Origin of the sequence: Isoptericola variabilis (genome assembly GCF_050311655.1) — a bacterium.
Classification (GTDB): Bacteria; Actinomycetota; Actinomycetes; order Actinomycetales; family Cellulomonadaceae; genus Isoptericola; species Isoptericola variabilis.
Window position 1 is genome coordinate 15,076 of sequence record NZ_JBNOZM010000005.1, and the last position, 24,933, is coordinate 40,008.

Sequence of the window (24,933 nt, forward strand, 5' to 3'; positions counted from 1 at the left end):
GCTACGGCTCGGGGAACGTGGGGGTGATCGGGTCGAGACGGGTCGCGGGGGAGGGACGCGGCTCGTCGAAGGTCTCGACCGCGACGGACTCGGGCTCGAGCAGGCGGGCGACCGCCTCGTCGAGGTTGGTGCGGATCGCGGCGACGAGGCCGTCGGCGTCGCGGGCCTCGAAGCGCTCGACCAGCTCGACGTGCGACTCGGCGGCGTCCTTGCGGACGGCGTAGTCCTCGCTGAGGGTGAAGCTCGCGATCCGGACCTCGACGATGAGCGTGGTCATCCAGCGCAGCAGCCACGGGTTGCCGCTGGCGGCCACGAGCGACCAGTGCACGTTGAGGTCGGCGTCGCCCACGCGGCGGGCGTCCTCGCTCCGTTCGGCGTCGACGAGGACGTCGTGCGCGGCGCGGACGGCCGCGACCTGGGCGGGCGTGGCGCGCTCGACGGCGAGCGGCGCGGCCGACGTCTCGACCGTCGCCCGCGCCTCGTACAGGGCCCGGACCCGGTCGGCGCCGATGCGCACCACGCTGAGGCCGCGGCCGGGCGTCGAACGCAGCAGCCCCTCCTGGACCAGGCGCTGCGCGGCCTCGCGGAACGGCCCGCGACTGACGCCGAGCTGGCTGGACATCTCGACCTCGCGGATGGGCGACCCCACGGGCAGCGCGCCGGAGTAGACGGCGTTGCGCAGCTCGACGGTGATGAGGTCGACCGTCGACGGTCGGGTCACCGGCGACAGGAACGGCGCGCTGCCGACGGGGGCCGGCGACGATGGGGTCATCTGCTCTCCTTCCAGGCGGTCGGGGCCTCCCGACCGGGACATATCATCCCGTGCCGCGACCTCCGGCCAGATCGTGACCCTCTTGTGACCATGGCATGACCGCGTTCCCCGGGGTGCGCGGGCGCTCCCGGACGGTCGTTCGGCCCGGCGGCACCGCCCTGACCTGCGGCGACGTCGAGTCGGGGGCGTCGAAGCGGCGCGCCCTCGAAGATTGTAGACAATCCGACATGCGGATACATAGATTGTCATAGCGTCGGCATCGCCGCTACGGTGTCGCACCGTCCAGACCAACGGCTCGGCGTGGACTCCCGCCGGGCGACGAAGGGAGACACCGTGTCGTCCACCAGGACCACGAAGCGCCGCCGGGCGTTCCTCGCAGCCGGTTCCGTGCTCACCATGACCGCGCTGGCCGCCTGCTCGAGCGTCGACGAGGGCGGATCGGGGGACGGCGCGGGCTCGACCCTGCAGAAGATCCAGGACTCCGGCACCGTCAACGTCGCCTTCAACGGCGAGAAGCCGTACAGCTACAAGGAGGGCGACGAGCTCACCGGCGCGACGATCGCGCTCGACAAGGAGATCTTCGGGGCGCTCGGCGTCGACGACGTCCAGGGCACCCAGACCGAGTGGAACTCGCTCATCCCGGGGCTCAACGCCGACCGCTACGACACCGTCTCCGCGGGGATGTCGATCCTGCCGGAGCGTTGCGAGCAGGCGGCCTTCGCCGAGCCCACGATCATGTACACCACGGCGTTCCTCGTGCCCGAGGGCAACCCCGAGAACCTGACCGACTGGCAGTCGGTGGAGGACTCGGGCCTCACCCTCGCCGTCACCAGCGGCGCGATCGAGGACGGCTACGCCAAGAAGACCGGCGTCAAGACGATCACGGTCGGCGACTCGACCGACGGCCTCAACGCCGTCGTGACCGGCCGGGCCGACGCGTTCGCGCTCACCGGCATCTCGATCCGCGCGCTCGCGGACAGCACCGACGAGCCCGTGGAGGCCACGGAGGCGTTCGTCGCCAACATCGACGGCGTGGCGCAGATCGGCGCCGGCTCCGAGGTGTTCCGCAAGGGCGACACGGAGCTGCTCGAGGCCTACAACGAGGAGCTCGCCAAGATCAACGGCGACAAGGAGAAGTGGCTCGAGATCATGGAGCCGTTCGGCTTCACCGAGGCGGAGTTCCCGCCCGAGGGGCTGACGGCCGAGATGCTCTGCAAGGGCGACCTCGCGGCCATCACCGACGAGCTGGGGCTGGATTCCTGACCACATGTCAGATGATCTCCAGGCACTGGTCGACCGTCTTCCCAGTCTCGGCGACGCGGTCCTCGTCACCCTCGAGATGACGCTCGGCGGCGCCATCCTCGCGATGGTCGTCGCGCTCGTGCTGGGGTTCGGCGCGCGCACCCGGACTCTCTGGGTGCGGGGGCCGTCCCGCGTCGTCATCGAGTTCTTCCGCGGCACGTCGCTGGTGGTCCAGATCTTCTGGATCTTCTACGTGCTGCCCACGTTCGGCTTCAAGATGGAGGCGCTCGCCGTCGCCATCGTGGCTCTCGGGCTCAACTACGGCGCCTACGCCGCCGAGGTGGTGCGCGGCTCCATCGAGTCCGTCCCGACCGGGCAGTGGGAGGCCGCCACGGCCCTCAACCTGGCCTGGCCCCACAAGGTGCGCCGCGTGATCTTCCCGCAGGCGTGGGCGCTGATGATCCCGCAGCTGGCGAACCTGCTGATCCAGCTCCTCAAGGGCTCGGCGCTCGCGTTCTACATCACCCTGCACGACGTGTACTGGTGGATCGACGAGCTCCAGCGGGACACCCGCGACACGTTCTTCAGCTACGGGATCGGTCTCGTCATCTACTTCGTCATCGCCTACATCCTCACCTGGGGCATGAACTGGCTGGAGGAGCGGGCCAAGCGTCGGCTCGGCCGCGGCACCCGCCCGCGGCTGCGTGACGTGTTCGGCCTCAAGCCCGGCGTCCCGACCGAGATCGCCCGCGTCCAGGGAGGTGTGGCATGAACGAGGACGGCATCTGGAACTGGGACAAGGCCTGGGACGTCCTGCCCGACCTGCTGCGTGGCCTGGTGATCACCATCGAGGCGACCGTCGTCGGCATGGTCATCGCCTCGATCCTGGGGCTCGTCATCGCCCTGGCGATGCGCGCACCGACGCGGTGGGTCCGGGCGCCCCTGCGGCTCGTCGTCGACTTCATCCGCATGACGCCGCTGCTGGTGCAGCTCGTCTTCGTGTACCTGCTGCTGGTCGACGTCCCGCCGCTCGTCATCGGGTTCGCCGTGCTGGGCGTGCACTACGCCACCTACATGTCCGAGGTGTACCGGGCGGGCATCGAGGCCGTGCCGCCGGGGCAGTGGGAGGCCGCCACGGCCCTCAACCTGCCCAAGGGACGGACCTGGTTCGCGATCATCCTGCCGCAGGCGATCCGCAAGACGCTGCCGGGCCTGGGGAACTACGCCGTCTCGATGTTCAAGGAGACGCCGTTCCTCTTCGCGATCACCGTGGTGGAGATGTACCAGGCGGCCCAGAACTACGGGGCCAACACGTTCTCGTACATCGAGCCGCTGACGATCGTGGGCCTGCTCTTCCTCCTGGTGAGCTACCCGACCTCGCTGCTGGTGCGCAGGATGGAGATCCGCCTTGCCTGACCCGACGACCTCCGCTGGGAGCCAGACCATGACCACACCGACCACGGCGGGCTCGAACGGCACGCCCGCCATCGAGTTCAAGGACGTCGTCAAGCGCTTCGGCGACAACGTCGTGCTGGACAAGCTGAACTTCAGCGTCGCGAAGGGCGACCGCGTGACGCTGATCGGCCCGTCCGGATCGGGGAAGACGACGATCCTGCGCCTGCTGATGACCCTCGAGGAGGCGAACGGCGGGCTCATCCTCATCGACGGCGACCCCTACACGCACGAGTACAAGGGGTCCAAGTGGGTCGAGATCCCGGAGAAGCGCCGCCGTCAGGTGCGCAAGCGGGTGGGGATGGTGTTCCAGCAGTTCAACCTGTTCCCCAACATGACGGTGCTCGAGAACATCATCGAGGCGCCGATCCACGTGCTCGGCATGAGCAAGGCCGACGCGGTGCAGCGCGCGGAGGAGCTGCTCGAGCAGGTCGGCATGACCGACAAGCGGGACTTCAAGACCAACCAGCTCTCGGGCGGTCAGCAGCAGCGCGTCGCCATCGCGCGGGCGCTCGCCATGGACCCGGAGATCCTGCTGCTCGACGAGGTGACCTCGGCGCTCGACCCGGAGATCGTGGCCGACGTGCTGGGCGTGCTCCGCGAGATCGCCCGCACCACGGACATCACCATGCTGCTCGTGACCCACGAGATGCAGTTCGCTCGTGACGTCTCGAACCGCGTGCTGATGTTCGACCACGGGAAGATCGTCGAGGAGGCCGACCCCGAGACGATGTTCACCAACCCCAAGCACGAGCGCACGCAGGAGTTCCTCAAGGCCGTGCTCGGGGGCTGAGCTCCCGGACCCGGACACAGGCGGTCGCTCCCTTCTCACGCGTCACCTCGCGTGAGAAGGGGAGCGACCGCTGTTCGGCGTCAGGGGTCAGGACGCCGGGGTGGGCGTCGGCGTTGCGGCGCCGTCCTGGGCGGAGCCGGACGTCGACCCGGTGCCCTGTTCGGCGTCGGGCACCGTGGTCCCCGTCCCCGTGTCCGTGCCGGCGTCCCCGCCCTCGCTGGTGCCGCCGGTACCGCCGGTCGTGTCCGTGCCGTCGCCCGTGGTGCCGTCGTCCGAGCCGTCGGTGCCGGTGTCGGTGCCGCCGTCCGTGCCGTCGTCCGTGCCGCCGGTGGACCCGTCCGTGGGCGTGTCCGTGTCCGGGTCGGTTCCCGTCGTGCTGTCCGGAGTGGAGCCGTCGGTCGGCTCGTCCGTGGACCCGTCGGTGGTGCCGGTCGTGGACTCATCCGTGCCCCGGTCGCCAGTGCCCGTGCCGGAGTCGTCCCCGGGGATGTTCGCCGGGTCCTCGGCAGGACTCGTCGGGGTGGGCACGGTGGTCGAGTCGTCGGCGTCGCGCGACGTGCGGCTGATGCTCGTGCCGGAGCCCTCCTGGCCGCGCACGGCGTCGGACAGCGGCTTGCCGATGACGAGCTCGACGACGAGCACCACGCCCATGACGACGACGAACAGCGCGGCGGCCGACAGGGCCAGCACCTTCTTGGTGCCGTGCTTCTCCACGAAGCGCAGCCAGGCGTTGCGCGGCTCGGGCTCCTCGCCCTCGGGAGCGTCGCCGTCGGGAACCTCGCCGTCGGACCCGTCGCCGTCCTCGGACGCGAGCGCGGCGCCGGCGGCGCCGACGGGACCCAGGGGCCGTGTCTCGTCGAGCGGCGCGGTGGCGTCGAGCGGCTGCGTGCCGGGGACGGTGCCGTCGGCCAGCGTCTCGGTGACGGACCGGCGCTCGACGGTCGTCGCGCCGTCGCCCCCCACCGGTGCGTCCGCGGCGTCCGACGTGCTGACCACCGTGCCCCGCGCCGTCGTGGCGGTGCCGCTGACACGCATCGCGACGGTGCGCGACCGTGCGGAGGCAGGTCCCGTGCGCGCGACGACCTTGGTGACCACGGGCTTGAGCTGCTCGTGCGTCTTCTCGATCGAGCGGGTGTAGAGGAAGTTGCCGATGACCGTGACGACGCTCGCCAGGCCCGCGCCGATGATCGTCCCGGCGACGCCGAAGAAGGACATCAGCACCGTGGCGCTGACGGCCGCGAGGGCGCTCGCGACCACCTGGGTGAGCGAGAGCCGGGTCGTGGCGGGGGCGTCCTTCGCGTCGTCGTGCGGGTCGTCGACGGGGTCGCCCGGTGCGGGGCTGCGGGGGGAGGAGGTCACGGAGCGTGTGGTCCAGGTCGGGGTCGTCGGTCCGACGCCCACCGCACCCGCCGGCACGAGGGCCGCGCGCCGCGGGGCTCCGGCGTCTGCCGCGGGCGTCCCCAGCAGCCTAGGCCGGTCGTGTGCAGGTCGCAGCGGGCCGTCGTGAGCCGCCCCGAGAGGAAGCGCGAAGATCCTGTGTTTCCGCACGTTGTGGGTGTGACGGTGGCCCCGTTCCGACGCGGAACGGGGCCACCGTCACACCCACGACGGAGGGTGGGTCAGGAGGTCGCCGCCTCCGCCGCGGCGAGCAGGATGCAGGTGGCGACGCCGTCCATCGCGACGCGCACCTCGTCCAGCGGCGGCATGGTCGGCGCGAGGCGCAGGTTCCGGTCGTGCGGGTCCTGGTGGTACGGGAAGGTCGCGCCGGCGGGCGTGAGCGCGATGCCGGCCTCCTTCGCGAGCTGCACGACCCGCGCCGCGGTGCCCGGCACGACGTCCACCGAGACGAAGTACCCGCCGTCGGGCCGGGTCCAGGTGGCGACGCAGGCGTCGCCGAGCCGCTCGTCGAGGATGTCGACGACGGCGCGGAACTTGGGCGCGAGGATCTCGCGGTGCTTGCGCATGTGGGCGCGCACGCCCTCGGCGTCGCCGAAGAACTGCGCGTGGCGCAGGTGGTTGATCTTGTCCGGGCCGATGGAGCGGATGCCGAGGTGCTTCGTGAACCAGGCGACGTTGGCGGGCGACGACGCGAAGAACGCGACGCCCGAGCCCGCCAGGGAGATCTTCGACGTCGACGCGTACATCAGCACGCGGTCGGGGTTGCCGGCTTCGGCGGCGAGGTCGATCGCGTTGGCGGACTTCGCCTCGTGCTCCGTGAGGTGGTGCACGGCGTAGGCGTTGTCCCAGAAGATGCGGAAGTCGGGCGCCGCGGCGGGCATCGACACGAGGCGCCGCGCGACGGCCTCCGAGACGACCGAGCCGTCCGGGTTGGCGTACGTCGGCACGACCCACAGGCCCTTGACCGTCGGGTCGTCGGCGACGAGCGCGGCGACGGCCTCCGCGTCGGGGCCGTCGGGCGTCATCGGCACGGTGACCATGCGGATGCCCAGCTCCTCGCAGATGGCGAAGTGCCGGTCGTACCCGGGCACCGGGCACACGAACGTGATCTGCTCCTCGCGGGACCAGGGCCGCTCGGAGCCCGGCACGCCGAACAGCAGGGCCTGGACGATCGTGTCGTACATGAGCGTGAGGGAGGCGTTCCCCTGCGCGAGGAGCTGGTCGACGGGCACGCCGAGCAGCTCGGCGAAGATGCGGCGCAGCTCGGGCAGACCGGCGAGGCCGCCGTAGTTGCGCGTGTCCGTGCCGTCCTCGGCCGTGTGGTGGCCCTCGCCGGGCAGGGCCAGCAGCGCCTCGGAGAGGTCGAGCTGCTCGGCGGACGGCTTGCCCCGCGTGAGGTCGAGCTTCAGGCCGCGGGCCTGCAGGTCGGCGTACTGGCGGCGCAGGTCCTCGAGCCTCTCGGCGAGGCCGGCAGCCTGGGCGGTCGGGGTGGTGGACGACGGCGCGGTGGAACCCTCGGTGCTCACCCCACGGACCTTACCGGCCGCGCCGGAGCGGCGGCAGGGCGTCCCACGACGGCGGGCGGGCGCCGGTCAGCGCCGGCGGTCGAGCGCCCGTGCGAGCCGGCCCAGCGAGAGGCGCATGAACACGCGCAGCGCCAGCCCCACCAGCGGGGCCGTGACGGCGCGGGGGAGCGGGCCGGCGAGGTACGCCTCCTCCCACCACACGACGCGGCAGCGGCCGGCGTCCATCGGGACGACGTCGAAGCCCGCCTCGCCGAGCAGCACCGGCCCGAGCTTGCGCAGCCGGGTGCGCCCGACGCGTGCCGCCGCGGTGGAGGGGCGCTCCAGCTGCTCCACGACCATGCGGTCGACGACCACCAGGCGGCCGAGGGCGCTCGCGGGGTCGCGCCGCGCACCCGGTCCGCTCGCCATCGTGCAGCGGTCGCCCAGCTCGGGGCCGTGACCGGCGGGCCCCTGGAGCCGCGTGGCGACCATCCAGCGCGGGTGGGTGCGCAGGTCCGCGACCCACGCGAACGCGACGGACGCCTCCACGGGGACGACGCGCGCCATCTCGACGCGGTGGGCCGGGGGCGGGCCGGGCGCCGTCACGCGCCGTCGTCCCCGTCCGCGCCGCCGCGTCCCTTGCGGCGCGCCCTGCCCCGCGGCAGCCAGCGGCTCGCCGACGTGCGGCCCGGTGCCTCGAGGGCGCGCAGCGTGGGGACGTCGTCGCCCGGCTCGAGCACGAGCTCCACGACGCGCGGGAAGTGCTCGGGCGGCGGGCCGAACGCGCGCCGCGACTGCGCCACGACGCCGTGGCCGAGGGCGCGCCCGCCCGCGACGCCCACCACGAACCCGACGCCGAACGGCAGCAGCCGCCCGAGCGCGAGCGAGCCCTGCTTGGCGACCTGCCGCTTGAGGAACTGGCGGGCGAGGGTCTTGTTGACGCGCTTGATCGTGGTCTGCGGCATGGACGTGAGCAGCACCTTCCCCCACGCCACGGACGAGCCGCCGATCGCGTTCTCGACGTCCTTCGCGCCCCGGTCGCCCAGCACGGTCGCCAGGAGCAGGGCGCGACGGCGCGGCACGTCGTCGATCTCGATGCCGTGCACGTCGGCGACGGCGAGCGCGAACGCGGCCGAGGCGCCGAAGAACGTCGCCACGTCGCCCGTCGTGAGGGCCGTCGCCGCCGCCGTCCCGACCGACGGCGCCGCGGCGGCCGCGCCCACCGCGCCGCCCGCCGTCGTCAGCAGGGTCAGGTACTCCTTCTCGAGGATCCGCACGATCCCGGCCGGGTCGGCCTCGGGGTTGCGCGCCCGCAGCCGGTCCACGTGCTTGTGGATCGCGGCGGACGGGATCGTCACGGCCTTGTCGAGGAGCGCGTCGAGCAGCGGCGTCGGCCGGTACCGGGCCCACTCCTCGCGGCGCGTGGCCGGGTCCTGGGCCTCGGCGAGGTCGTCACCGGGCAGGTCGGGGCCCACGACCTCGCCGCCTCCGCCGCGCGCGCTCACGACGCGGGGCCCTCCGTGTCGTCCTGCGCGTCGCCCCCGGGCTGCTCGAAGACCGCCGGCGGCACCAGCGCGCCCGCCTTGAGGGTGCGGCCCACGGTGCAGGCCCGGTCGATCGAGCGCTGCGCCAGCAGGAGGGTCTTGTCGCGCGTCTTCTCGTCGAGGCCCGACAGGTCGATCTCGAAGCGCTCCGTGAGCACCGGGTACCGGTCCTCGTCGAGGTCTTTCGCGTCCTCGACGCGGATCACGGCCTCGTACGCCTCGCCGAGCACCCGGGCGAACTTGGTGTCGCTGCTCATCCCGGCGCACGCGGCCAGCGCCACCTTGAGCAGCTCGCCCGGCGTGAAGACGGCGCCCGCCTCCACCGGCCCGATCTCCACGCTCGCGCCGCGGGCGGTGTGGCCGCGGTAGGTGCGGTTGCCGGTGCGCTCCACCCACAGCGGGTCGGTGGGCGACGGCGTCACGGGGGCCGCGACGTCGGTCTCGGGGCCGGCGGCGGTGTCGGGCGCGATGCTCTGGTCCGTCATGAGGCGATCCTCCCACTGGTCTCGCGATGGTCGCCCAGGGGTGTCCGGGCGGTCCGGAGGAGAACGTGCGGGGACGGTGCGAGATTCCGGCGTGACCCGGATCACGGGCCGGGATCTGTCACGGAGCGCCGCCGTCCGCGGTCGACAGGGTGTCGGGCGGCCTCCGGGCCGTCGCGAGAACACCTCAGAGGTACCGCAGAGAGGACAGGCTCATGAAGATCGTGGTCGTCGGTGGGACGGGACTCATCGGGACGCAGGTCATCGCCCGGCTCACGGAGGCCGGGCACGACGCGGTCGCCGCCGCGCCGAGCACGGGCGTGGACACCCTGACCGGCCAGGGCGTGGACGATGCGCTCGCGGGCGCCGACGTCGTCGTGGACGTGTCGAACTCGCCGTCGTTCGCGGACGACGACGTGCTGCGCTTCTTCAGGACGTCGACGCGCACCCTGCTCGACGCCGAGAGGCGGGCGGGCGTGCGGCACCACGTCGCGCTGTCGATCGTGGGCGCCGACCGGAACCCGGACTCCGGGTACCTGCGGGCCAAGGTGGCGCAGGAGGAGCTGGTCCGTGACGGCGGCGTCCCGTGGACGGTCGTGCGGGCCACGCAGTTCTTCGAGTTCGCCCCGCGGATCGCGGACGGCGCCACCGTGGACGGCGCGGTGCGCATCCCGCCGGTCGGGTTCCAGCCGATCGCGTCGGCGGACGTGGCGCGGCTCGTGGCCGAGGCGGCCGCGGGGGAGCCGCGGGGCGCGGCGTACGACGTCGCCGGCCCGGAGCGGTTCCGGTTCGACGAGTTCATCGCGGCCGCGCTCGCGGCGGCGGGCGACGACCGCCCGGTGGTGGCCGACCCCGCCGCGCCGTACTTCGGGGCCGTGCTCGCCGACGACGCGATCGTGCCGCAGGGCGACGCGCGCCTCGGCGCGACGACGTACGCCGACTTCGCGGCGGCGCGTGCCTCGGCGTGACCGGCCTCGTCCGCCCGGCCGGCCGGGTCGGGCCGGGCGTACGTTGACCGCATGACGACGCACCCGCCCGCGCCGCAGCGCCCCGGCCCCCTCGACGACACCGAGGGGGCCGGGGCGCTCGACGCGTTCCTCGCCGTCCGGCCGCAGCTGTTCGGCATCGCCTACCGGATGCTCGGGAGCGTCGTGGAGGCGGAGGACGTGGTGCAGGACGCGTGGCTCCGCTGGCAGGGCACGGACCGGGACCAGGTGCGGAACCCGGCGGCCTTCCTCACCACCGTGACGACGCGGCTCGCGATCAACGCGGCGACGTCGGCCCGCGCCCGGCGCGAGACGTACGTGGGCCCGTGGCTCCCCGAGCCGGTCGACACGTCCGACGACCCGGCGCTCGGCGCCGAGCGTGCGGAGGCGCTCGAGCTGGCGACGCTGCTGCTCATGGAACGGCTCACCCCGGTGGAGCGCGCGGTGTACGTGCTGCGGGAGGCGTTCGGCTACCCGCACGCGCGGATCGCGGAGATCCTCGACCTCACCGAGGCGAACGCGCGCCAGCTCGCCCGGCGGGCCCGCGACCGGCTCGGCACGCGCGAGGCGGTGCCCGTCGACCCGGGCGAGCACCGGCGCCTGCTCGACGAGCTCGTGGCCGCCGCGCACGAGGGCGACCTCGCCCGCTTCGAGCGCTACCTCGCCGACGACGTCGTCGCGCGCCCCGACGGCGGCGGGCGGGTGCACGCGTCGCGCGTCGAGCTGGTCGGCCTGGCGCGCGTGTCGCTGTTCCTCGACAACGTGTGGCGCAAGTACTGGGACGCCGGGACGGTGCGCGCCGTCGAAGCGAACGGGCTGCCCGCCGTCGTGGTCGACCTGGACGGCGCGCCGTTCGCGCTGCTGGCGCTCGACGTCGCGGACGGGCGGGTCGAGCACGTGTACGTCCAGGTCAACCCCGACAAGCTGACGGGCTACGCGGCGACGTCCTGAGCGGCCTTCGCACCGTCGTCGGGCGCGTGGTCGGGCGCGTGGTCGGGCGCGTCGTCGGGCGTGGTCGCCGCGGCGAACGCGGCGCGAGGCGCCTGCACCGACGCGAGGGAGACGACGTCGCGCCCGAAGACCGCGGCGGTGAGCCATACCGCGAGCACGCGGGCCTTGCGCTCCCACGTCGGGACGGCGAGCAGGTGGTACCCGCGGTGCACGAGCCACGCCAGGCGGCCGCGCACCACGATCCCGTGGGACTCGAAGACGCCCGACCCCAGGCCCAGCGTGGCGATGATGCCGAGGCTGCCGTGCACGTAGGGACGGGTGGGGCGCCCGCGCAGGGTGGCGACGAGGTTGCGCGCCAGGAGCCGGCCCTGCCGGACGGCGTGCTGCGCGTTCGGCACGGCGAGGGCGCCGGGGCGGGCGACGGCGAGGTCCGGGACGGCGGCGCCGTCGCCCGCGGCCCACGCGTCGGCGACGGGCTCGTCGTCGGTGCCGACTCGCAGGTCGGGCCGCACGACGACGTACCCGCGCCGGTCCACCGGCAGGTCGGTGTGCGTCGCGACCACGGGGTTCGCCGCATTGCCCGCCGTCCACACCAGCAGGCCCGACGCGAACGACTCCCCGGTCGAGAGGCGGACGACGCCGTCGGCCGCGGACTCCAGGCCCGTGCCGAGGTGCACGTGCGCGCCGCGGCGCTCGAGCTGCTGCACGACCCATCGGCCCGGGCGGTCCGTCACCTCCGGCAGGATCCGGTCGCTCAGCTCGACGAGGTGGAACCGCAGCTCGGCGGCGTCGATCTCCGGGTACCGGGGGAGCAGGTCGTGCGCGAGCGACAGCAGCTCGCCGAAGCCCTCGACGCCGGAGAAACCGCCGCCGACGAACGTCACGGTGAGCAGCCGCTCCCGCTCCGGCCCGCGCGGCAGGCTCGCGGCCCGGTCGAACGACGTCAGCAGCCGGTCGCGGATGGCGACCGCCTCCTCCACGTGCTTCATCCCGATGGCGTGCTCCGCGACGCCGGGCACCGGGAAGACGCGCGTCACCGCACCCGCCGTCACCACGACCGTGTCGTAGGGCAGGCGGTACGTCCCTCCCGAGCGCGGCCGCACGACGACCACCCGGTCCGCGTGGTCGACCCGCACCACCGACCCGTCGACCAGCCGCGTGCGGCGCAGGTGCCCGCGGTGCGCCACCGCCGCGTGCCGCGCCTCGACGGACCCTGCCAGCACCTCCGGCAGGAACGGCTGGTACGTCATGTACGGGCGCGGGTCGACCAGCACCAGCTCGACGTCCCCGCGCCGCAGCTCCCGCCGCAAGCCCTTCTCCAGCTCCCGGGCCGCCGTGAAGCCCGCGTAGCCGCCACCGACGATCACGATGCGTCGCATCACTGCCTCCTTCGCGCCCCTCGGGCGCTCTCACCACGTCGACCACGCAGCGGGTCGCGGCGTGACGCCCGGGCGGTGTGACGTCGGAGACGTCGGCGCGGCAGTTCGTGCTCAGGTCGGCAGCTCGAACTGCCGACCTGAGCCGGAACTGCCGCGGTGAGCGTGCGCACGGGCTGCGCGACGGCGCGCCGTCGCGGGGCAGCCGGCGGTGTCGGGAGGGTCGTAGGGTTGCCGCATGGCTGCGATCCCCACCCCGTACGAGGACCTGCTGCGCGACGTGCTGGAGCACGGCACGCACAAGGAGGACCGCACCGGGACCGGCACGCGCAGCGTGTTCGGCCGCCAGCTCCGGTACGACCTGCAGCAGGGGTTCCCGCTGATCACCACCAAGCGGGTGCACCTCAAGTCGGTCGCCTACGAGCTGCTGTGGTTCCTGCGCGGCGACTCCAACGTGCGCTGGCTGCAGGAGCACGGCGTGACGATCTGGGACGAGTGGGCGTCGCCGGAGGGCGAGCTGGGCCCCGTCTACGGCGTGCAGTGGCGGTCGTGGCCGACGCCGGACGGCCAGCACGTGGACCAGATCGCGGGCGTGATCGACCAGATCACGGTGAACCCGGACTCGCGCCGCCTCGTCGTCAGCGCGTGGAACGTGGCCGAGCTCGCCGACATGGCGCTGCCGCCGTGCCACCTGCTGTTCCAGTTCTACGTGGCGGACGGGAAGCTGAGCTGCCAGCTCTACCAGCGCTCCGCCGACCTGTTCCTCGGCGTGCCGTTCAACATCGCCTCCTACGCGCTGCTCACGCACATGGTGGCCGCGCAGACCGGGCTCGAGGTGGGCGAGTTCGTCTGGACGGGCGGCGACTGCCACGTCTACGACAACCACGTGGAGCAGGTGCGCACCCAGCTCTCCCGGGAGCCCTACCCGTACCCCACGCTCCGCCTCGCGCCCCGCGACTCGATCTTCGACTACGCCTACGAGGACATCGAGGTGCTCGGCTACCAGCACCACCCGGGCATCAAGGCCCCGGTCGCCGTCTGAACCCGGCGACGACGTGATCGGTCTGATCTGGGCCCAGGCGCGCGACGCCGCGGGCCGGCCCGTCATCGGCGCCGCGGGCGAGATCCCCTGGCGCGTGCCGGAGGACTTCGCGCACTTCAAGGCGACGACGGCGGGGCACCCCGTCGTCATGGGGCGCCGCACCTGGGAGTCGCTGCCCCGCCGCCCGCTGCCCGGGCGCACCAACGTCGTCGTCACGCGGCGGCCGGGCTGGTCCGACGACGGGGCCGTCGCCGCCGGATCGGTCGACGCCGCCCTGGCGCTCGCCGCCGCGGCCGCCGGCGGGGACGAGGTCTGGGTGATGGGCGGCGGCGAGGTCTACGCCGCGACCCTGGCGCTCGCGGACCGGCTCGTGGTCACCGAGATCGACCTGGCGGTCGAGGGCGACGCGTTCGCACCCGCCGTCGACCCTCTGACCTGGGAGATCGTCGACGACGGCGCGTGGGCGACGTCGTCGGGCCCCGGCGCCCTGCACCACCGCGTGCGCACCTACGCGCGCGCCGTCCGCGCCGCCGTGTAGCGCCCTCGGGCGCCCGGCGGTCGCGCCCGCGCGGGCGCGCTCCCCCCGCCCCGCAGCGACGACAGATCACGATCTCGACACCGATCGGTGGAAGGCGCTTGCCGATTCCGGTACCCGTCCGGTACGTTTCCGAGAAACCGGTTACCGGCGCGTTTCACCAGGAGCGCGAACAGCTCGAGGAAGAGCAGAGGGGCACGCCAATGGTGGTTGTGATGAACGAGGGGACGGCGCGATGAGCGCGGTCACCGCCGCGAAGGCCGCGGCACCGACGACGCCGACGTCCGGTGGCGCCGCGCCGGCGCGCCCGCGCCGCAAGCGGGTGCCGGCGCTGTGGAAGCACAAGGCGCTCTACCTCATGGCCGTGCCGGGGATCCTGTACTTCATCCTCTTCAAGTACGCGCCCATGGGCGGGCTCGTCATCGCCTTCCAGGACTACCTGCCGTTCCTCGGCATCGGCGGCAGCCCGTGGGTCGGCTTCGACCACTTCGTGCGCTTCTTCTCCGAGGACACGTTCTACATCCTCCTGCGCAACACCCTGATGATCTCGCTGGGGATGCTGATCTTCTCGTTCCCCGTGCCGGTGATCCTGGCGCTGCTGCTCAACGAGGTCCGCACCAAGTGGTTCCAGCGCAGCATCCAGTCGGTCGTCTACCTGCCGCACTTCCTGTCGTGGGTGATCGTCGTGTCGATCTTCTACGTGCTCCTCACGACGGACGGCGGGTCCGTGAACAACCTGCTGGTCTCGTGGGGCTTCGACCCCGTCCCGTTCCTCACCGACCCCGACTGGCTCCGGCCCATGTACATCTTCCAGGAGATCTGGAAGGGCGCCGGCTGGGGCACCATCGTCTACCTCGCCGCGATGACCGCGGTCGACGTGCAGCTCTACGAGGCGTCCGAGCTCGACGGCGCGGGTCGGCTGCGCCAGGCCTGGCACATCACGCTGCCGGCCATCCGCCCCACCATCATCGTGATGTTCATCCTGGCCATCGGCGACTTCCTCGAGCTGGGCTTCGAGCACATGTTCCTCGTGATGAACTCGCTGAACCGCGACGTCGCCGACATCTTCGACACCTACGTGTACACGGCGGGCATCGAGAACGGGCAGCTGAGCTACGCGGCCGCCGTCGGACTGTTCAAGGGCCTCGTCGGCCTGATCCTCGTGGTCTTCGCCAACCGCCTCGCCAAGCGGTTCGGCGAGGAGGGCGTCTACTGATGTTCTCCTTCGAGGGCTTCGTCCGGATCGACGCGATCTGCCGCGGCATCTTCCGGGTCGCCGCCCTGAGCGTGCTGTGGCTGGCGACGACCGTCCTCGGGCTCGGCGTGCTCGGGTTCGGCCCGGCGTCGTACGCGACGGCGAAGTCCATGGACCGCTGGCTGCGGCACGGCGAGACGCCGTCGGTCGCCCGCACGTTCGTGGCCGACGTCCGTGAGCGGCTGCGCGAGTCGATGCTCGCCGGCGGGGTCGTGCTCGCGGCGGGAGCGGTGATCGTCACCAACGTCTTCCTCGCGCCGACCTGGATCCTGCAGGCGGTCAACGTGCTGGCGCTCGTCGTGCTCGGCGTCGCCACCGCCTACGTGTTCCCGGTCATGGTCGCCACCGACATCGCCACCACGCGTCGCCGGTTCGCCGCGGCGCTGCTCATCGGCTTCGGCTCGCTGCACTGGACGATCATCGGGGCCGCCACCGTCGGCGCCGCCTGGTGGCTGCTGTGGACCTACGCCACCCCGCTCCTCCTGCTCTTCGGGGCCGGGCTCCCGGCGTTCGTCGTGGGCCTGGTGACCCGCATCGTCTTCCGCCCCCTGGAGGAGTCCCCGGAGGTCCCGGGGCTCACCCGCCGTTCCGTGCACCACCCGATGATCGCGCCTGCGACGGAGCAGGTGTCATGAGAGGAGCAGTACCCATGCGCAAGACCCTGTTCGCCAAGGGCGCGGCTGCGGCCGCGGTGACCGCGCTCGCGCTCACCGCGTGCGGCAGCGACGGTTCGGGCAACGACGACGGCGGCAAGGCCGACGACAGCCCGATCACGTGGATGTCGATGCTGCACACGCCTGTGACGCCGGACGCCGACGGCCCGATCCAGACGGCGCTGGAGGAGTACACCGGCCAGGAGTTCAAGATGCAGTGGGTCCCGGACGCGTCGAAGGAGGAGAAGATCAACTCCGCCCTCGCGTCCGGCCAGCTCGCCGACATCGTGTCGCTGACCGTCACCGACAGCACGACCGTGCGCCAGGCGCTCAAGGCCGGGCAGTTCTGGGACGTCGAGCCCTTCCTCAAGGACTTCCCGAACCTCGCGAAGATCGACCCCGACACCCTCAACGCCGCCAAGCTGGACGGCAAGCTCTACGGCGTGCCGTTCCAGAAGATCAAGACGCGCTACGGCGTCGTCGTCCGCCAGGACTGGCTGGACAACCTGGGCCTCGAGGCGCCGCACACGATCGAGGACCTGGAGAAGGTCGCCGTCGCGTTCGCCAAGGACGACCCGGACGGCAACGGCAAGGACGACACGACCGGGTTCATCGACCGCGAGGAGAGCTTCCTCGTCGGCTTCCGCTCGCTGACCGGCTACTTCGGCGCGGGCGACAAGTTCTCCGTCGACGACTCCGGCCAGGTGCACGCCGCGTTCGCCAGCGACGAGTTCAAGCAGGCGATGGAGTGGTACCGCGGCGTGTACGAGCAGGGCGGGGTGAACCAGGAGTTCGTCACCGTCCAGAAGCAGAACCAGCAGGACGCCATCGCCCGCGGCAAGGGCGGCATCGTCGTCACCGGCCTGTTCGAGGCGAAGAACTACATGGACCTCGCCCAGAGCGCCGACCCGAAGACGCCGATGAAGTGGGCGCTCATCAACGACATGACGTTCGACGGTCAGCCGCACCACATCATCACCGACACGGGCGGCGGCATGGGCGGCTGGCTCGCCCTGCCGAAGTCCGAGGTGAAGGACGAGGCCGAGGTCAAGAAGGTGCTCGGGTTCATCGACAAGCTCATGGACGAGGAGCCGTTCGGCCTCATGACCAACGGCGTCGAGGGCGAGCACTACTCCGTCGACGGCGACGGCGTGGTGACGATCGAGGACCAGACCGCCTGGGAGCAGGAGGTGCAGCCCTACTCGTCGTCCCGCCCGTCGGAGAAGGTCGTGACGTACAAGAGCACCAAGCCGTACGTGGACGAGGCCAACGAGAAGATGGCCGAGCAGGAGCCCGACGCCGTCATCAACCCGACCCAGTCGCTGACCTCGGAGACCTTCGACCGGCAGTGGTCGACGATCGAGGACAAGGCGATGGACGCCTACAACCGCTACCTCACGGGCCAGATCGAGATGGCCGACTACGAGGCCGTCGTCGAGGACCTGCGCGGCCAGGGCCTGGACGACATCGAGGCGGAGTTCACCGCGGCCTACGCCAAGGTGAACGGCTGACCTTCCCGACGCGGTGAGCGGACGTCCGGCCCTCGAGAGGGCCGGACGCCCGCCCGCCACACCAGGCACCACCGAGAGGCGACACGTGCACACCCTCGACGACACCCTCGCGACCACGACCCTGCAGGCCGCGATCGACGACGCCGCGGCGTCGGGCGGCGGCACCGTGGTGGTGCCCGCCGGGACCCACCGCACGGGCGCGCTGCGCCTGCGCTCGCACGTCGAGCTGCGCCTCGAGGCGGGCGCGCGGCTCGAGTTCGTGCCCGACCCCGCGCTCTACCCGCCGGTCGAGGCGCGCTGGGAGGGCGCCACCTCCACGATCCACCAGCCGTGCCTGTGGGCGCACGGCGAGACCGACGTCGCGATCACCGGTCGCGGCACGATCGACGGCGGCGGCGCGGCCTGGTGGGACACGTTCCGCCACGACCGGGAGTCGCTCGCGTACCCGCGGCCCACGCTCGTCGGCATCCACGAGTGCACCCGGGTGACGATCCGCGACGTCACCCTCACGAACTCGCCCGCGTGGACGGTCCACCCGCTGCTGTGCGAGGACGTGAGCGTGTCCGGCGTGCGGATCCACAACCCCGCCGACTCGCCCAACACGGACGGCATCGACCCCGAGTCGTGCCGCAACGTGCGGATCAGCGACTGCCACATCGACGTCGGCGACGACTGCATCGCCATCAAGGCGGGCACCGAGCGCACCGCCGAGCGGGTGCCGTGCGAGAACATCACGATCACCGGCTGCACGATGGTGCACGGCCACGGCGGCGTCGTGCTCGGCAGCGAGATGAGCGGCGGCATCCGCAACGTCGTCATCACGAGCTGCGTCTTCTCCGGCACCGACCGCGGCATCCGGCTCAAGTCGCGGCGCGGGCGCGGCGGCGTCGTCGAGGACGTGCGCGTGGCGAACGTGGTCATGGACGGGGTGCTGTGCCCGTTCGTCATCAACCCCTACTACTTCTGCGGCCCCGACGGCAAGGAACCGTGGGTCGCCGACCGGTCCCCGTACCCGGTGGACGAGCGGACCCCGTCGTTCCGCCGGATCCACCTGGCCCACGTGACCGCGCGGGGCGTGCACGCGGCGGCCGCGCACCTGTACGGGCTGCCCGAGGCGCCCCTGAGCGAGATCACCCTCGACGACGTCGCGATCTCGTTCGCCGACGACGCCGAGCCCGGCGTCCCCGCCATGGCGGCGGGCGTCGACGCGGTGGCGCGGGCGGGGATCCGCGTCGGGTACCTGGCCGACTCCACGTTCACCCGGGTGCGCGTGGTCGGGGCGGTCGGCCCCGAGGTGTCGGCGGAGGCGAGCCCCACGCTGCGGCTCACCGACGTGACCGGACTGATCGAGCGGGACGACACCGACGTCGCCCGCGCGCCGAGCACGCCTGCGACGGAGCAGGCGGCAGGAGAGGAGCACCTCGCATGAGGAAGAGCCTGTTCGTCAGGGGAGCGGCCACGGCCGCGGTGGCCGCGCTCGCGCTCGCCGCGTGCGGCAGCGACGGGTCCGGCGACGGCGGCGGGGACGCCGACGGTCCCCTCACCTGGATGGCGACGCTGCACACCCCCGTGACGCCCGACGAGGACGGCCCGATCCAGACCGCGCTGGAGAAGCACACCGGCGAGGACTTCGAGGTCCAGTGGGTGCCGGCGGCGTCGTCGGCCGAGAAGCTCAACGCGGCGCTCTCGTCGGGCGCGCTCGCCGACATGGTGTCGATGGCGCCGGTCGACAGCTCGACCGTGCGGCAGTCGCTGACGTCGGGGATGTTCTGGGACGTCGAGCCCTACCTCAAGGACTTCCCGAACCTGGCGAAGATCGACCCGCAGACGCTGGACGCGGCCCGCCTGGACGGCAAGCTCTACGGGGTGCCGTTCCAGAAGATCAAGGCGCGCTACGGCGTGGTCGTGCGGCAGGACTGGCTGGACAACCTGGGCCTGGAGGTGCCGCACACGATCGAGGACCTGGAGAAGGTCGCCGTCGCGTTCGCCAAGGACGACCCGGACGGCAACGGCAAGGACGACACCACGGGCTTCATCGACCGCGAGGAGAGCTTCGACCTGGGCTTCCGTTCCCTGTCGGGGTACTTCGGCGCCGGTGACGACTTCGAGGTGGACGACGCCGGGCAGGTGCGCTCCACGCTCGACGGCGACGCCTTCAAGCAGGCGATGGAGTGGTACCGCGGCCTGTACGAGCAGGGCGCGGTGAACCAGGAGTTCGTCACGATGCAGAAGACGAACCAGCAGGACGCCATCGCCCGCGGCAAGGGCGGCATCGTCGTCACCGGGCTGTTCGAGGCCAAGGGCTATCTCGCGCTCGCGCAGGACGCGGACCCGAAGACGCCCATGAGGTGGGCCCTGATCAACGACATGACCTACCAGGACGTGCCGCGCAGGATCCTCACCGACACGGCCGGCGGGCTGGGCGGCTGGCTGTCCTTCCCCAAGTCGGAGGTCAAGGACGAGGCCGAGCTGAAGCGGGTGCTCGGGTTCGCCGACAAGCTGCTGGACGAGGAGGCGTACGGCCTCATGACCAACGGCGTCGAGGGTGAGCACTACTCGGTCGACGGCGACGGCGTGGTGACGATCGAGGACCAGACCGCCTGGGAGCAGGAGGTCCAGCCGTACTCGTCCTCGCGGCTGTCGGAGAAGGTCGTGACGTACAAGAGCACCGAGCCCTACGTCGACGAGGGCAACGAGAAGATGCTCGAGAACGAGGAGTACGCCGTCGTCAACCCGGCGCAGTCCCTGTCCTCCGAGGCCTACGACCGGCAGTGGACCACGATCCACGACGCGGCCAAGGACGCCTACAACAAGTACGTCGTGGGGCAGATCGAGATGACGGACTACGAGGCCGCGATCGAGAAGCTGCGCGGCCAGGGCCTGGGCGACATCGAGCAGGAGCTCACCGCCGCCTACGCCGAGGTGAACGGCTGACATGGCCATGACCGAGACGGCCGCCCGCCGCGACGCCGCCGAGCCCGGGGCCGCCGAGGAGGCGGTCACGGTCCGGCGCACCGTCGAGCTCTGGGTGGCCGGGGTGGCGGCGGCCCTGACGACGCTCTTCCTCGGCGCGTTCACGGTGGTGGTGAACGGCGTCGACGAGGCGACGTTCGCCGACACCCTCTACCCGCTGCTCGCCGACGGCGGCGTCGCCGGCGCGGCGGGCGTCCCGGTCGACGTCGCCTACGAGGCGACGCGCACCCTCGCGGCGTGGTTCAGCTTCACCGTGCCGATCGTGCTCGGCCTCACCGTCGTCGGCTTCATGCGGGCGCGCCGCCGTCCCGCCCGACGGTCGACCGGGTGGTGGTTCCTCGCCGCGGGGCTCGCGTGCCTCCTCGGCAGCCAGCTCCTGCTGTACCCGATCGCCTTCGGCTTCTTCGTCACCGCGGGGCTCTTCGCCCTGCGCACGACCGACCACCATTCCGACCAGCATTCCGACCAGCCCCGAACCGGGAGTTCCAGATGAGCAAGATCGCCGCGGCACCGCCCGCCGCCCGACCCCTCCGCAGCACGGGTCGGGCCCGCAAGCCCTCGGTCGGGGTGCGCGTCTTCCAGGTCGTCAACGCGGTCGTCCTGACCGGATTCGCGCTGCTGTGCCTGATCCCGTTCCTCAACGTGCTCGGGAGCTCGCTCGCCACCCCGGGCGAGATCGCCACCCGGCCGTTCATCCTCGTCCCGCACACGTTCACGCTCGACGCGTACCGGTACATCCTGTCGACGTCGACGATCTTCCAGGCGATGGGGGTCTCCGTCATCGTCACCGTGGGCGGCACGTTCCTCAGCCTGCTGGTCACGGCGCTCATGGCGTACGCGCTGTCGAAGCGGTACCTCAAGGGCCGACGGGTGATCAACTTCCTCGTCGTGTTCACGATGCTGTTCAGCGGCGGCATGATCCCCACGTTCATCGTGGTGCAGAAGCTGGGGCTCATCGACTCCCTGTGGTCGCTGATCCTCCCGGTGCTGGTCAACGCGTTCAACTTCGTCATCATGCGCAGCTTCTTCCAGGGCATCCCCGACAGCCTCGAGGAGGCGGCGCGCATCGACGGCTGCTCGGACCTGGGAGTGTTCCTGCGGATCGTGCTGCCGCTGTCGCTCGCGTCGATCGCGACCATCGGCCTCTTCTACGCCGTCTACTACTGGAACACCTACCAGGCCGCGATCCTCTACATCAACGACTCGGAGAAGTGGCCCATCCAGGTGCTGCTGCGCCAGATCGTCATCGTCGCGTCCGGCATGAACGCGGACGAGGGCTCCGTCGACGTCGTCCCGCCCGCCCAGTCGGTGAAGATGGCCGTGATCTTCGTGGCGACGCTGCCGATGTTGCTGGTCTACCCGTTCATCCAGCGGTTCTTCGTCAAGGGCGCCCTGATCGGCTCGGTCAAGGGCTGACCGGGGGTTCGCCGCCCATCACGGCGGCGGCGGTCAGACGACGGGGGCGTAGGCCGCGTGGAACGTCCAGCGCGGGTCGAGCGTCTCGCCGAAGCCCTCCGACTGGACGGCGAGGGTGCCGTCGTCGGCCAGGGCGAGGCGGAGTCGGAGCGTGGCCAGCTCGTCGCCGTGCGTCCCCGCGCGCACGTCGAGGGTGCCGGGGGCGGACCAGCCGGCGGTGACGACGGCCGGTTCGTCGCGGATCGTCGTCGCCAGCGGGCCGGTGGTGTCGAACGAGATCGCCCAGCCGTCGGACGACGCGACGCTGCCCCCGGCGGCGTCGACGTCGAGCGTGAACGTGCCCGGGCCGGCGTCGGGGGTGCGGGTGGTCCAGGTGCCGGCCAGCGGGCGCGCGTGCACGGCGCCGTGCCGCGGTGACAGCCAGGGGAGCGGGGCGACGTCGCCGGCCGGCGGCGCGTCGACGTCCCCCCGCGCCAGCTCGCGCGCGGGCTCGACGAGGCGGTCGAGCACCAGGTCGAGCAGCTTCTGGTCGCCGGCGACGGCGGCCTGCGAGTCGGCGGTGACGACGACGCTCACCCCGGTCTCCGGGTCGCCGTAGACGATCTGCCCGGCCATGCCGAACATCAGCCAGCCGCCCGCGGGCGGCAGCCACAGCTGGTAGCCGTAGGCCGCGCGGAACGGTCCGCCCCACCGCACCGTCGCGGGGTCCGACTGCGGCGACGTCGCGGCCGCGAGGTAGTCCGCCGGGAGCAGCCGCGCGCCGTCGTGCACGCCGTCGTCGTTGAGCAGCCGTGCCAGGCGGGCCAGGTCGTCGGGGGCGCAGATCAGGCCGGAGCCGCCGTGGCTGAAGCCGTCGGGGCCGGGCAGGAAGCGCAGGCCGGGGGAGGCGCCGATCGGGTCGAGCACTCGCGGGCGCAGGTAGTCGGCGAGCGTGCCGCCCGTGGTCCGCTCCACCAGCGCGGCCAGCGTGTACGACGCGCTGGTGTCGTAGGTGAAGAGGGTGCCGGGCGGGTGCGTCGGCGGCACCCGGAAGTACGACTCCAGCCAGCCGCCCTCGCGCACCTTGTACGTCGTCGAGCGGTGCGGCCCGACCATCGCGAGCATGTGCCGCAGCGTGGTGGCCTCGAGCCACGGGTGCGGCGGGTGGCCGGCGACCAGGTCCGGGAAGTGCGTCACCACGGGGTCGTCGAGGGAGAGGCGCCCCTCTGCGGCGAGGAGCCCGACGGCCAGGCCCGTGACGGTCTTCGACACCGAGTACATCCGCTGCGGGACGTCGTGGCCGCGCGTCGGCGCCGCGGCACGGACGAGTCGGTCGTCGCCCAGGCGCACGTCGACGGTGTGCAGGGCGACGTCGAGGGCGGCGGCGCGCTCGACGAGCGGGTGCAGGTCGATCATGACGCCAGCCTAGTAACCGCTTTCCCGTGGTGCCAGGACTGGCACGTCAAGGACGAGCACCATGCCAGACGAGCGCCGGTCCGGTGCCCTCGCCGCGGCGAGGGGGCGCGGCGAGGGCTCGGCGGCTCAGACCAGGTCGCGGACGGCGGCGTACTGCTCGCGCACCACGGGCCGCGGGTCGGCGTCCAGCGTGGTGGCGACCGTCGTCGACCACGAGGGCGCGGCGGCGCCCGGGGAGGCCGCCGCGGCGAGGACCCACGCGGCCTGGCGCGCGGCGCCGTCGGCCACGTACTCGCCGGGCTCGGGGACGCCGATCGCGAGCCCGAAGACCTGCGTGGCCACCTGCTGGACCGCGGGGGACTGCGCGGCCCCGCCGATGAGCATGACGCGCTCGATCGGCACGCCCTGGGCGCGCAGCGCGTCGAGCCCGTCGGCCAGGCCGCAGAGCATCCCCTCGACGTACGCGCGGGCGAGGTGCTCGCGGGTGGACGTCGCGAGGCGGACGCCGTGCAGCGTGCCGGTGGCGTCCGGGCGGTTGGGAGTGCGCTCGCCCTCGAGGTAGGGCACGAGGACGAGGCCGTCGGCGCCGGGAGGGGCGGCGAGCGCGAGGTCGGCGAGCTGGTGCACGTCGACGTCGAGCACCGCGCGGGCGGCGTCGAGCACGCGCGCCGCGTTGAGCGTGACCGCGAGCATGAGGGCGTTGCCGGTGGCGTCCGCGAAGCCGTTGATGGCGCCGGAGCCGTCGGCGGTGCGGGAGGGCGCGACGGCGGACACGACGCCCGACGTGCCGATCGAGATCGCGATGTCGCCGGGCGTCATGCCGAGCGCGAGGGCCGCTGCGGCGTTGTCCCCGGCGCCGGGGCCGACGAGGGCGCCGCCCTCGACGTCGGCGCCGGCGACGGACGCGTGCGCGACGCCGCCCGACTCGGCCGGGCCGAGCACGCGGGGGAGCGTGACGTCGTCGCGCCCGAGGGCGAGCGAGAGCAGGTCGGGGCGGTACGCGCCCGCGCCGCCCTCCGCCTCGGCGTCGTAGTAGCCGGTGCCGGACGCGTCGGAGCGGTCGGTGACCAGCGCGTCGAGCCGCGGCCCGAGCGGCGACTCGCCCTCCGGCCCGTAGCCGGCGATGCGCCAGGTCAGCCAGTCGTGGGGGAGCGCGACGGCGGCGACGCGCGCGGCGTTCTCCGGCTCGGCGTCGCGCAGCCAGCGCAGCTTGGTGACGGTGAGGGACGCGACGAGCACCGACCCGACGGCGTCGGCCCAGGCCTGGGCGCCGGCATCGCGGTCGCCGTCGCCGAGCTCACGGATCAGGTCCTCCGCTGCGGCGGCGGAGCGCGTGTCGTTCCACAGGATCGCGTCGCGGACCACGCGGCCCTCGGCGTCGAGCGCGACGAGGCCGTGCTGCTGGCCCCCCACCGCGAGAGCGGCGACGTCGTCGAGGCCGCCGGCCTCCTGCGCCGCGGCGAGGAACGCGTCCCACCAGTGCTGCGGATCGATCGACGTGCCGTCGGGGTGCTTCGCCGTGCCGGAGCGCACCAGCGCGCCGGTCTCGGCGTCGCGCACGACGATCTTGCAGGACTGCGTGGACGTGTCCACGCCGGCGACGAGGGGCATCGTTGCTTCCTTCTCGGGTCGTTCAGTGTCGTGGGTGGGAT

The 24,933-nt window shown here is 72.6% G+C and carries 24 protein-coding genes; 15 read left to right on the forward strand and 9 right to left on the reverse strand.

What is annotated here, in order from left to right; translation table 11 throughout:
* Position 1: 1 nt before the first annotated feature.
* Entirely contained in the window at positions 2–772 is a 771-nt protein-coding gene (locus ACQP60_RS12255; protein WP_429732784.1) for a GntR family transcriptional regulator, read from the reverse strand.
* Positions 773–1,105: 333 nt separating this feature from the next.
* On the opposite strand from ACQP60_RS12255, the gene ACQP60_RS12260 reads away from it, so the two are divergent.
* The 4 genes from ACQP60_RS12260 to ehuA are packed head-to-tail and all read left to right on the forward strand — an operon-like array spanning position 1,106 to position 4,259.
* Positions 1,106–2,035 carry a transporter substrate-binding domain-containing protein gene (locus tag ACQP60_RS12260; RefSeq protein WP_429732787.1) on the forward strand — a complete coding sequence of 310 codons (930 nt, stop codon included), beginning with the start codon at positions 1,106–1,108 and terminating at the stop codon, positions 2,033–2,035.
* 4 nt (positions 2,036–2,039) lie between these two features.
* The gene (locus tag ACQP60_RS12265; protein ID WP_429732790.1) at positions 2,040–2,786 is read left to right on the forward strand and encodes an amino acid ABC transporter permease; all 747 of its coding nucleotides are present in this window, start codon (positions 2,040–2,042) and stop codon (positions 2,784–2,786) included.
* Positions 2,783–3,430 (forward strand): ectoine/hydroxyectoine ABC transporter permease subunit EhuD, encoded by a 648-nt coding sequence (ehuD, locus tag ACQP60_RS12270; RefSeq protein ID WP_429732792.1) that lies wholly within the window; start codon positions 2,783–2,785, stop codon positions 3,428–3,430. The genes ACQP60_RS12265 and ehuD overlap by 4 nt, the downstream gene beginning before the upstream one ends.
* Before the next feature lie 28 nt (positions 3,431–3,458).
* A complete protein-coding gene (ehuA, locus tag ACQP60_RS12275) occupies positions 3,459–4,259 on the forward strand; it encodes an ectoine/hydroxyectoine ABC transporter ATP-binding protein EhuA (protein ID WP_429732795.1) in 801 nt (266 codons plus the stop codon).
* 87 nt (positions 4,260–4,346) lie between these two features.
* On the opposite strand, the gene ACQP60_RS12280 is transcribed toward ehuA, so the two are convergent.
* From ACQP60_RS12280 to ACQP60_RS12300, 5 genes are all read right to left on the reverse strand, one after another.
* The gene (locus ACQP60_RS12280; protein ID WP_429732798.1) at positions 4,347–5,618 is read right to left on the reverse strand and encodes a hypothetical protein; all 1,272 of its coding nucleotides are present in this window, start codon (positions 5,616–5,618) and stop codon (positions 4,347–4,349) included.
* Positions 5,619–5,878: 260 nt separating this feature from the next.
* Positions 5,879–7,183: an aspartate aminotransferase type Ic gene (locus ACQP60_RS12285; protein WP_429732801.1), complete on the reverse strand. Its 1,305-nt coding sequence runs from the start codon at positions 7,181–7,183 to the stop codon at positions 5,879–5,881.
* Positions 7,184–7,249: 66 nt separating this feature from the next.
* Positions 7,250–7,768 carry an SRPBCC family protein gene (locus tag ACQP60_RS12290; protein WP_429732803.1) on the reverse strand — a complete coding sequence of 173 codons (519 nt, stop codon included), beginning with the start codon at positions 7,766–7,768 and terminating at the stop codon, positions 7,250–7,252.
* On the reverse strand, positions 7,765–8,667 hold the full coding sequence (locus ACQP60_RS12295; RefSeq protein ID WP_429732806.1) for a hypothetical protein: 903 nt from the start codon (positions 8,665–8,667) through the stop codon (positions 7,765–7,767). The genes ACQP60_RS12290 and ACQP60_RS12295 overlap by 4 nt, the downstream gene beginning before the upstream one ends.
* Positions 8,664–9,191 carry an OsmC family protein gene (locus tag ACQP60_RS12300; protein WP_429732809.1) on the reverse strand — a complete coding sequence of 176 codons (528 nt, stop codon included), beginning with the start codon at positions 9,189–9,191 and terminating at the stop codon, positions 8,664–8,666. The genes ACQP60_RS12295 and ACQP60_RS12300 overlap by 4 nt, the downstream gene beginning before the upstream one ends.
* Before the next feature lie 212 nt (positions 9,192–9,403).
* On the opposite strand from ACQP60_RS12300, the gene ACQP60_RS12305 reads away from it, so the two are divergent.
* A complete protein-coding gene (locus ACQP60_RS12305; protein ID WP_429732812.1) occupies positions 9,404–10,156 on the forward strand; it encodes an SDR family oxidoreductase in 753 nt (250 codons plus the stop codon).
* A 51-nt stretch (positions 10,157–10,207) separates the two neighbouring features.
* Complete coding sequence (locus tag ACQP60_RS12310; RefSeq protein WP_429732815.1) at positions 10,208–11,125, forward strand: RNA polymerase sigma-70 factor; 918 nt, start codon at positions 10,208–10,210, stop codon at positions 11,123–11,125.
* Here the strand turns inward: ACQP60_RS12310 and ACQP60_RS12315 are convergent.
* Positions 11,107–12,504 (reverse strand): NAD(P)/FAD-dependent oxidoreductase, encoded by a 1,398-nt coding sequence (locus ACQP60_RS12315; protein ID WP_429732818.1) that lies wholly within the window; start codon positions 12,502–12,504, stop codon positions 11,107–11,109. The two genes, ACQP60_RS12310 and ACQP60_RS12315, sit on opposite strands and share 19 nt — an antisense overlap.
* Before the next feature lie 235 nt (positions 12,505–12,739).
* Between ACQP60_RS12315 and ACQP60_RS12320 the strand changes: the two genes are divergently transcribed.
* The 9 genes from ACQP60_RS12320 (at position 12,740) to ACQP60_RS12360 (ending at position 21,886) form a co-directional block, all read left to right on the forward strand.
* Positions 12,740–13,543: a thymidylate synthase gene (locus ACQP60_RS12320; RefSeq protein ID WP_429732820.1), complete on the forward strand. Its 804-nt coding sequence runs from the start codon at positions 12,740–12,742 to the stop codon at positions 13,541–13,543.
* Between the two features lie 13 nt (positions 13,544–13,556).
* Positions 13,557–14,081: a dihydrofolate reductase gene (locus tag ACQP60_RS12325; RefSeq protein WP_429732823.1), complete on the forward strand. Its 525-nt coding sequence runs from the start codon at positions 13,557–13,559 to the stop codon at positions 14,079–14,081.
* Between the two features lie 232 nt (positions 14,082–14,313).
* Positions 14,314–15,294 carry an ABC transporter permease gene (locus ACQP60_RS12330; protein WP_429732826.1) on the forward strand — a complete coding sequence of 327 codons (981 nt, stop codon included), beginning with the start codon at positions 14,314–14,316 and terminating at the stop codon, positions 15,292–15,294.
* Entirely contained in the window at positions 15,294–15,968 is a 675-nt protein-coding gene (locus ACQP60_RS12335) for a YesL family protein (RefSeq protein WP_429732828.1), read from the forward strand. Before ACQP60_RS12330 ends, ACQP60_RS12335 begins: the two co-directional genes overlap by 1 nt.
* Before the next feature lie 14 nt (positions 15,969–15,982).
* A complete protein-coding gene (locus ACQP60_RS12340; protein ID WP_429732832.1) occupies positions 15,983–17,497 on the forward strand; it encodes an extracellular solute-binding protein in 1,515 nt (504 codons plus the stop codon).
* 85 nt (positions 17,498–17,582) lie between these two features.
* Complete coding sequence (locus ACQP60_RS12345) at positions 17,583–18,926, forward strand: glycoside hydrolase family 28 protein (RefSeq protein WP_429732834.1); 1,344 nt, start codon at positions 17,583–17,585, stop codon at positions 18,924–18,926.
* Complete coding sequence (locus ACQP60_RS12350) at positions 18,923–20,431, forward strand: extracellular solute-binding protein (protein ID WP_429732836.1); 1,509 nt, start codon at positions 18,923–18,925, stop codon at positions 20,429–20,431. Before ACQP60_RS12345 ends, ACQP60_RS12350 begins: the two co-directional genes overlap by 4 nt.
* A 1-nt stretch (position 20,432) precedes the next feature.
* Entirely contained in the window at positions 20,433–20,963 is a 531-nt protein-coding gene (locus tag ACQP60_RS12355) for a hypothetical protein (protein ID WP_429732839.1), read from the forward strand.
* Complete coding sequence (locus tag ACQP60_RS12360) at positions 20,960–21,886, forward strand: carbohydrate ABC transporter permease (protein WP_429732841.1); 927 nt, start codon at positions 20,960–20,962, stop codon at positions 21,884–21,886. Before ACQP60_RS12355 ends, ACQP60_RS12360 begins: the two co-directional genes overlap by 4 nt.
* A gap of 33 nt (positions 21,887–21,919) precedes the next feature.
* On the opposite strand, the gene ACQP60_RS12365 is transcribed toward ACQP60_RS12360, so the two are convergent.
* Positions 21,920–23,281: a serine hydrolase domain-containing protein gene (locus ACQP60_RS12365; protein ID WP_429732844.1), complete on the reverse strand. Its 1,362-nt coding sequence runs from the start codon at positions 23,279–23,281 to the stop codon at positions 21,920–21,922.
* A gap of 126 nt (positions 23,282–23,407) precedes the next feature.
* A complete protein-coding gene (locus ACQP60_RS12370) occupies positions 23,408–24,892 on the reverse strand; it encodes an FGGY family carbohydrate kinase (RefSeq protein ID WP_429732847.1) in 1,485 nt (494 codons plus the stop codon).
* Positions 24,893–24,933 lie beyond the last annotated feature (41 nt).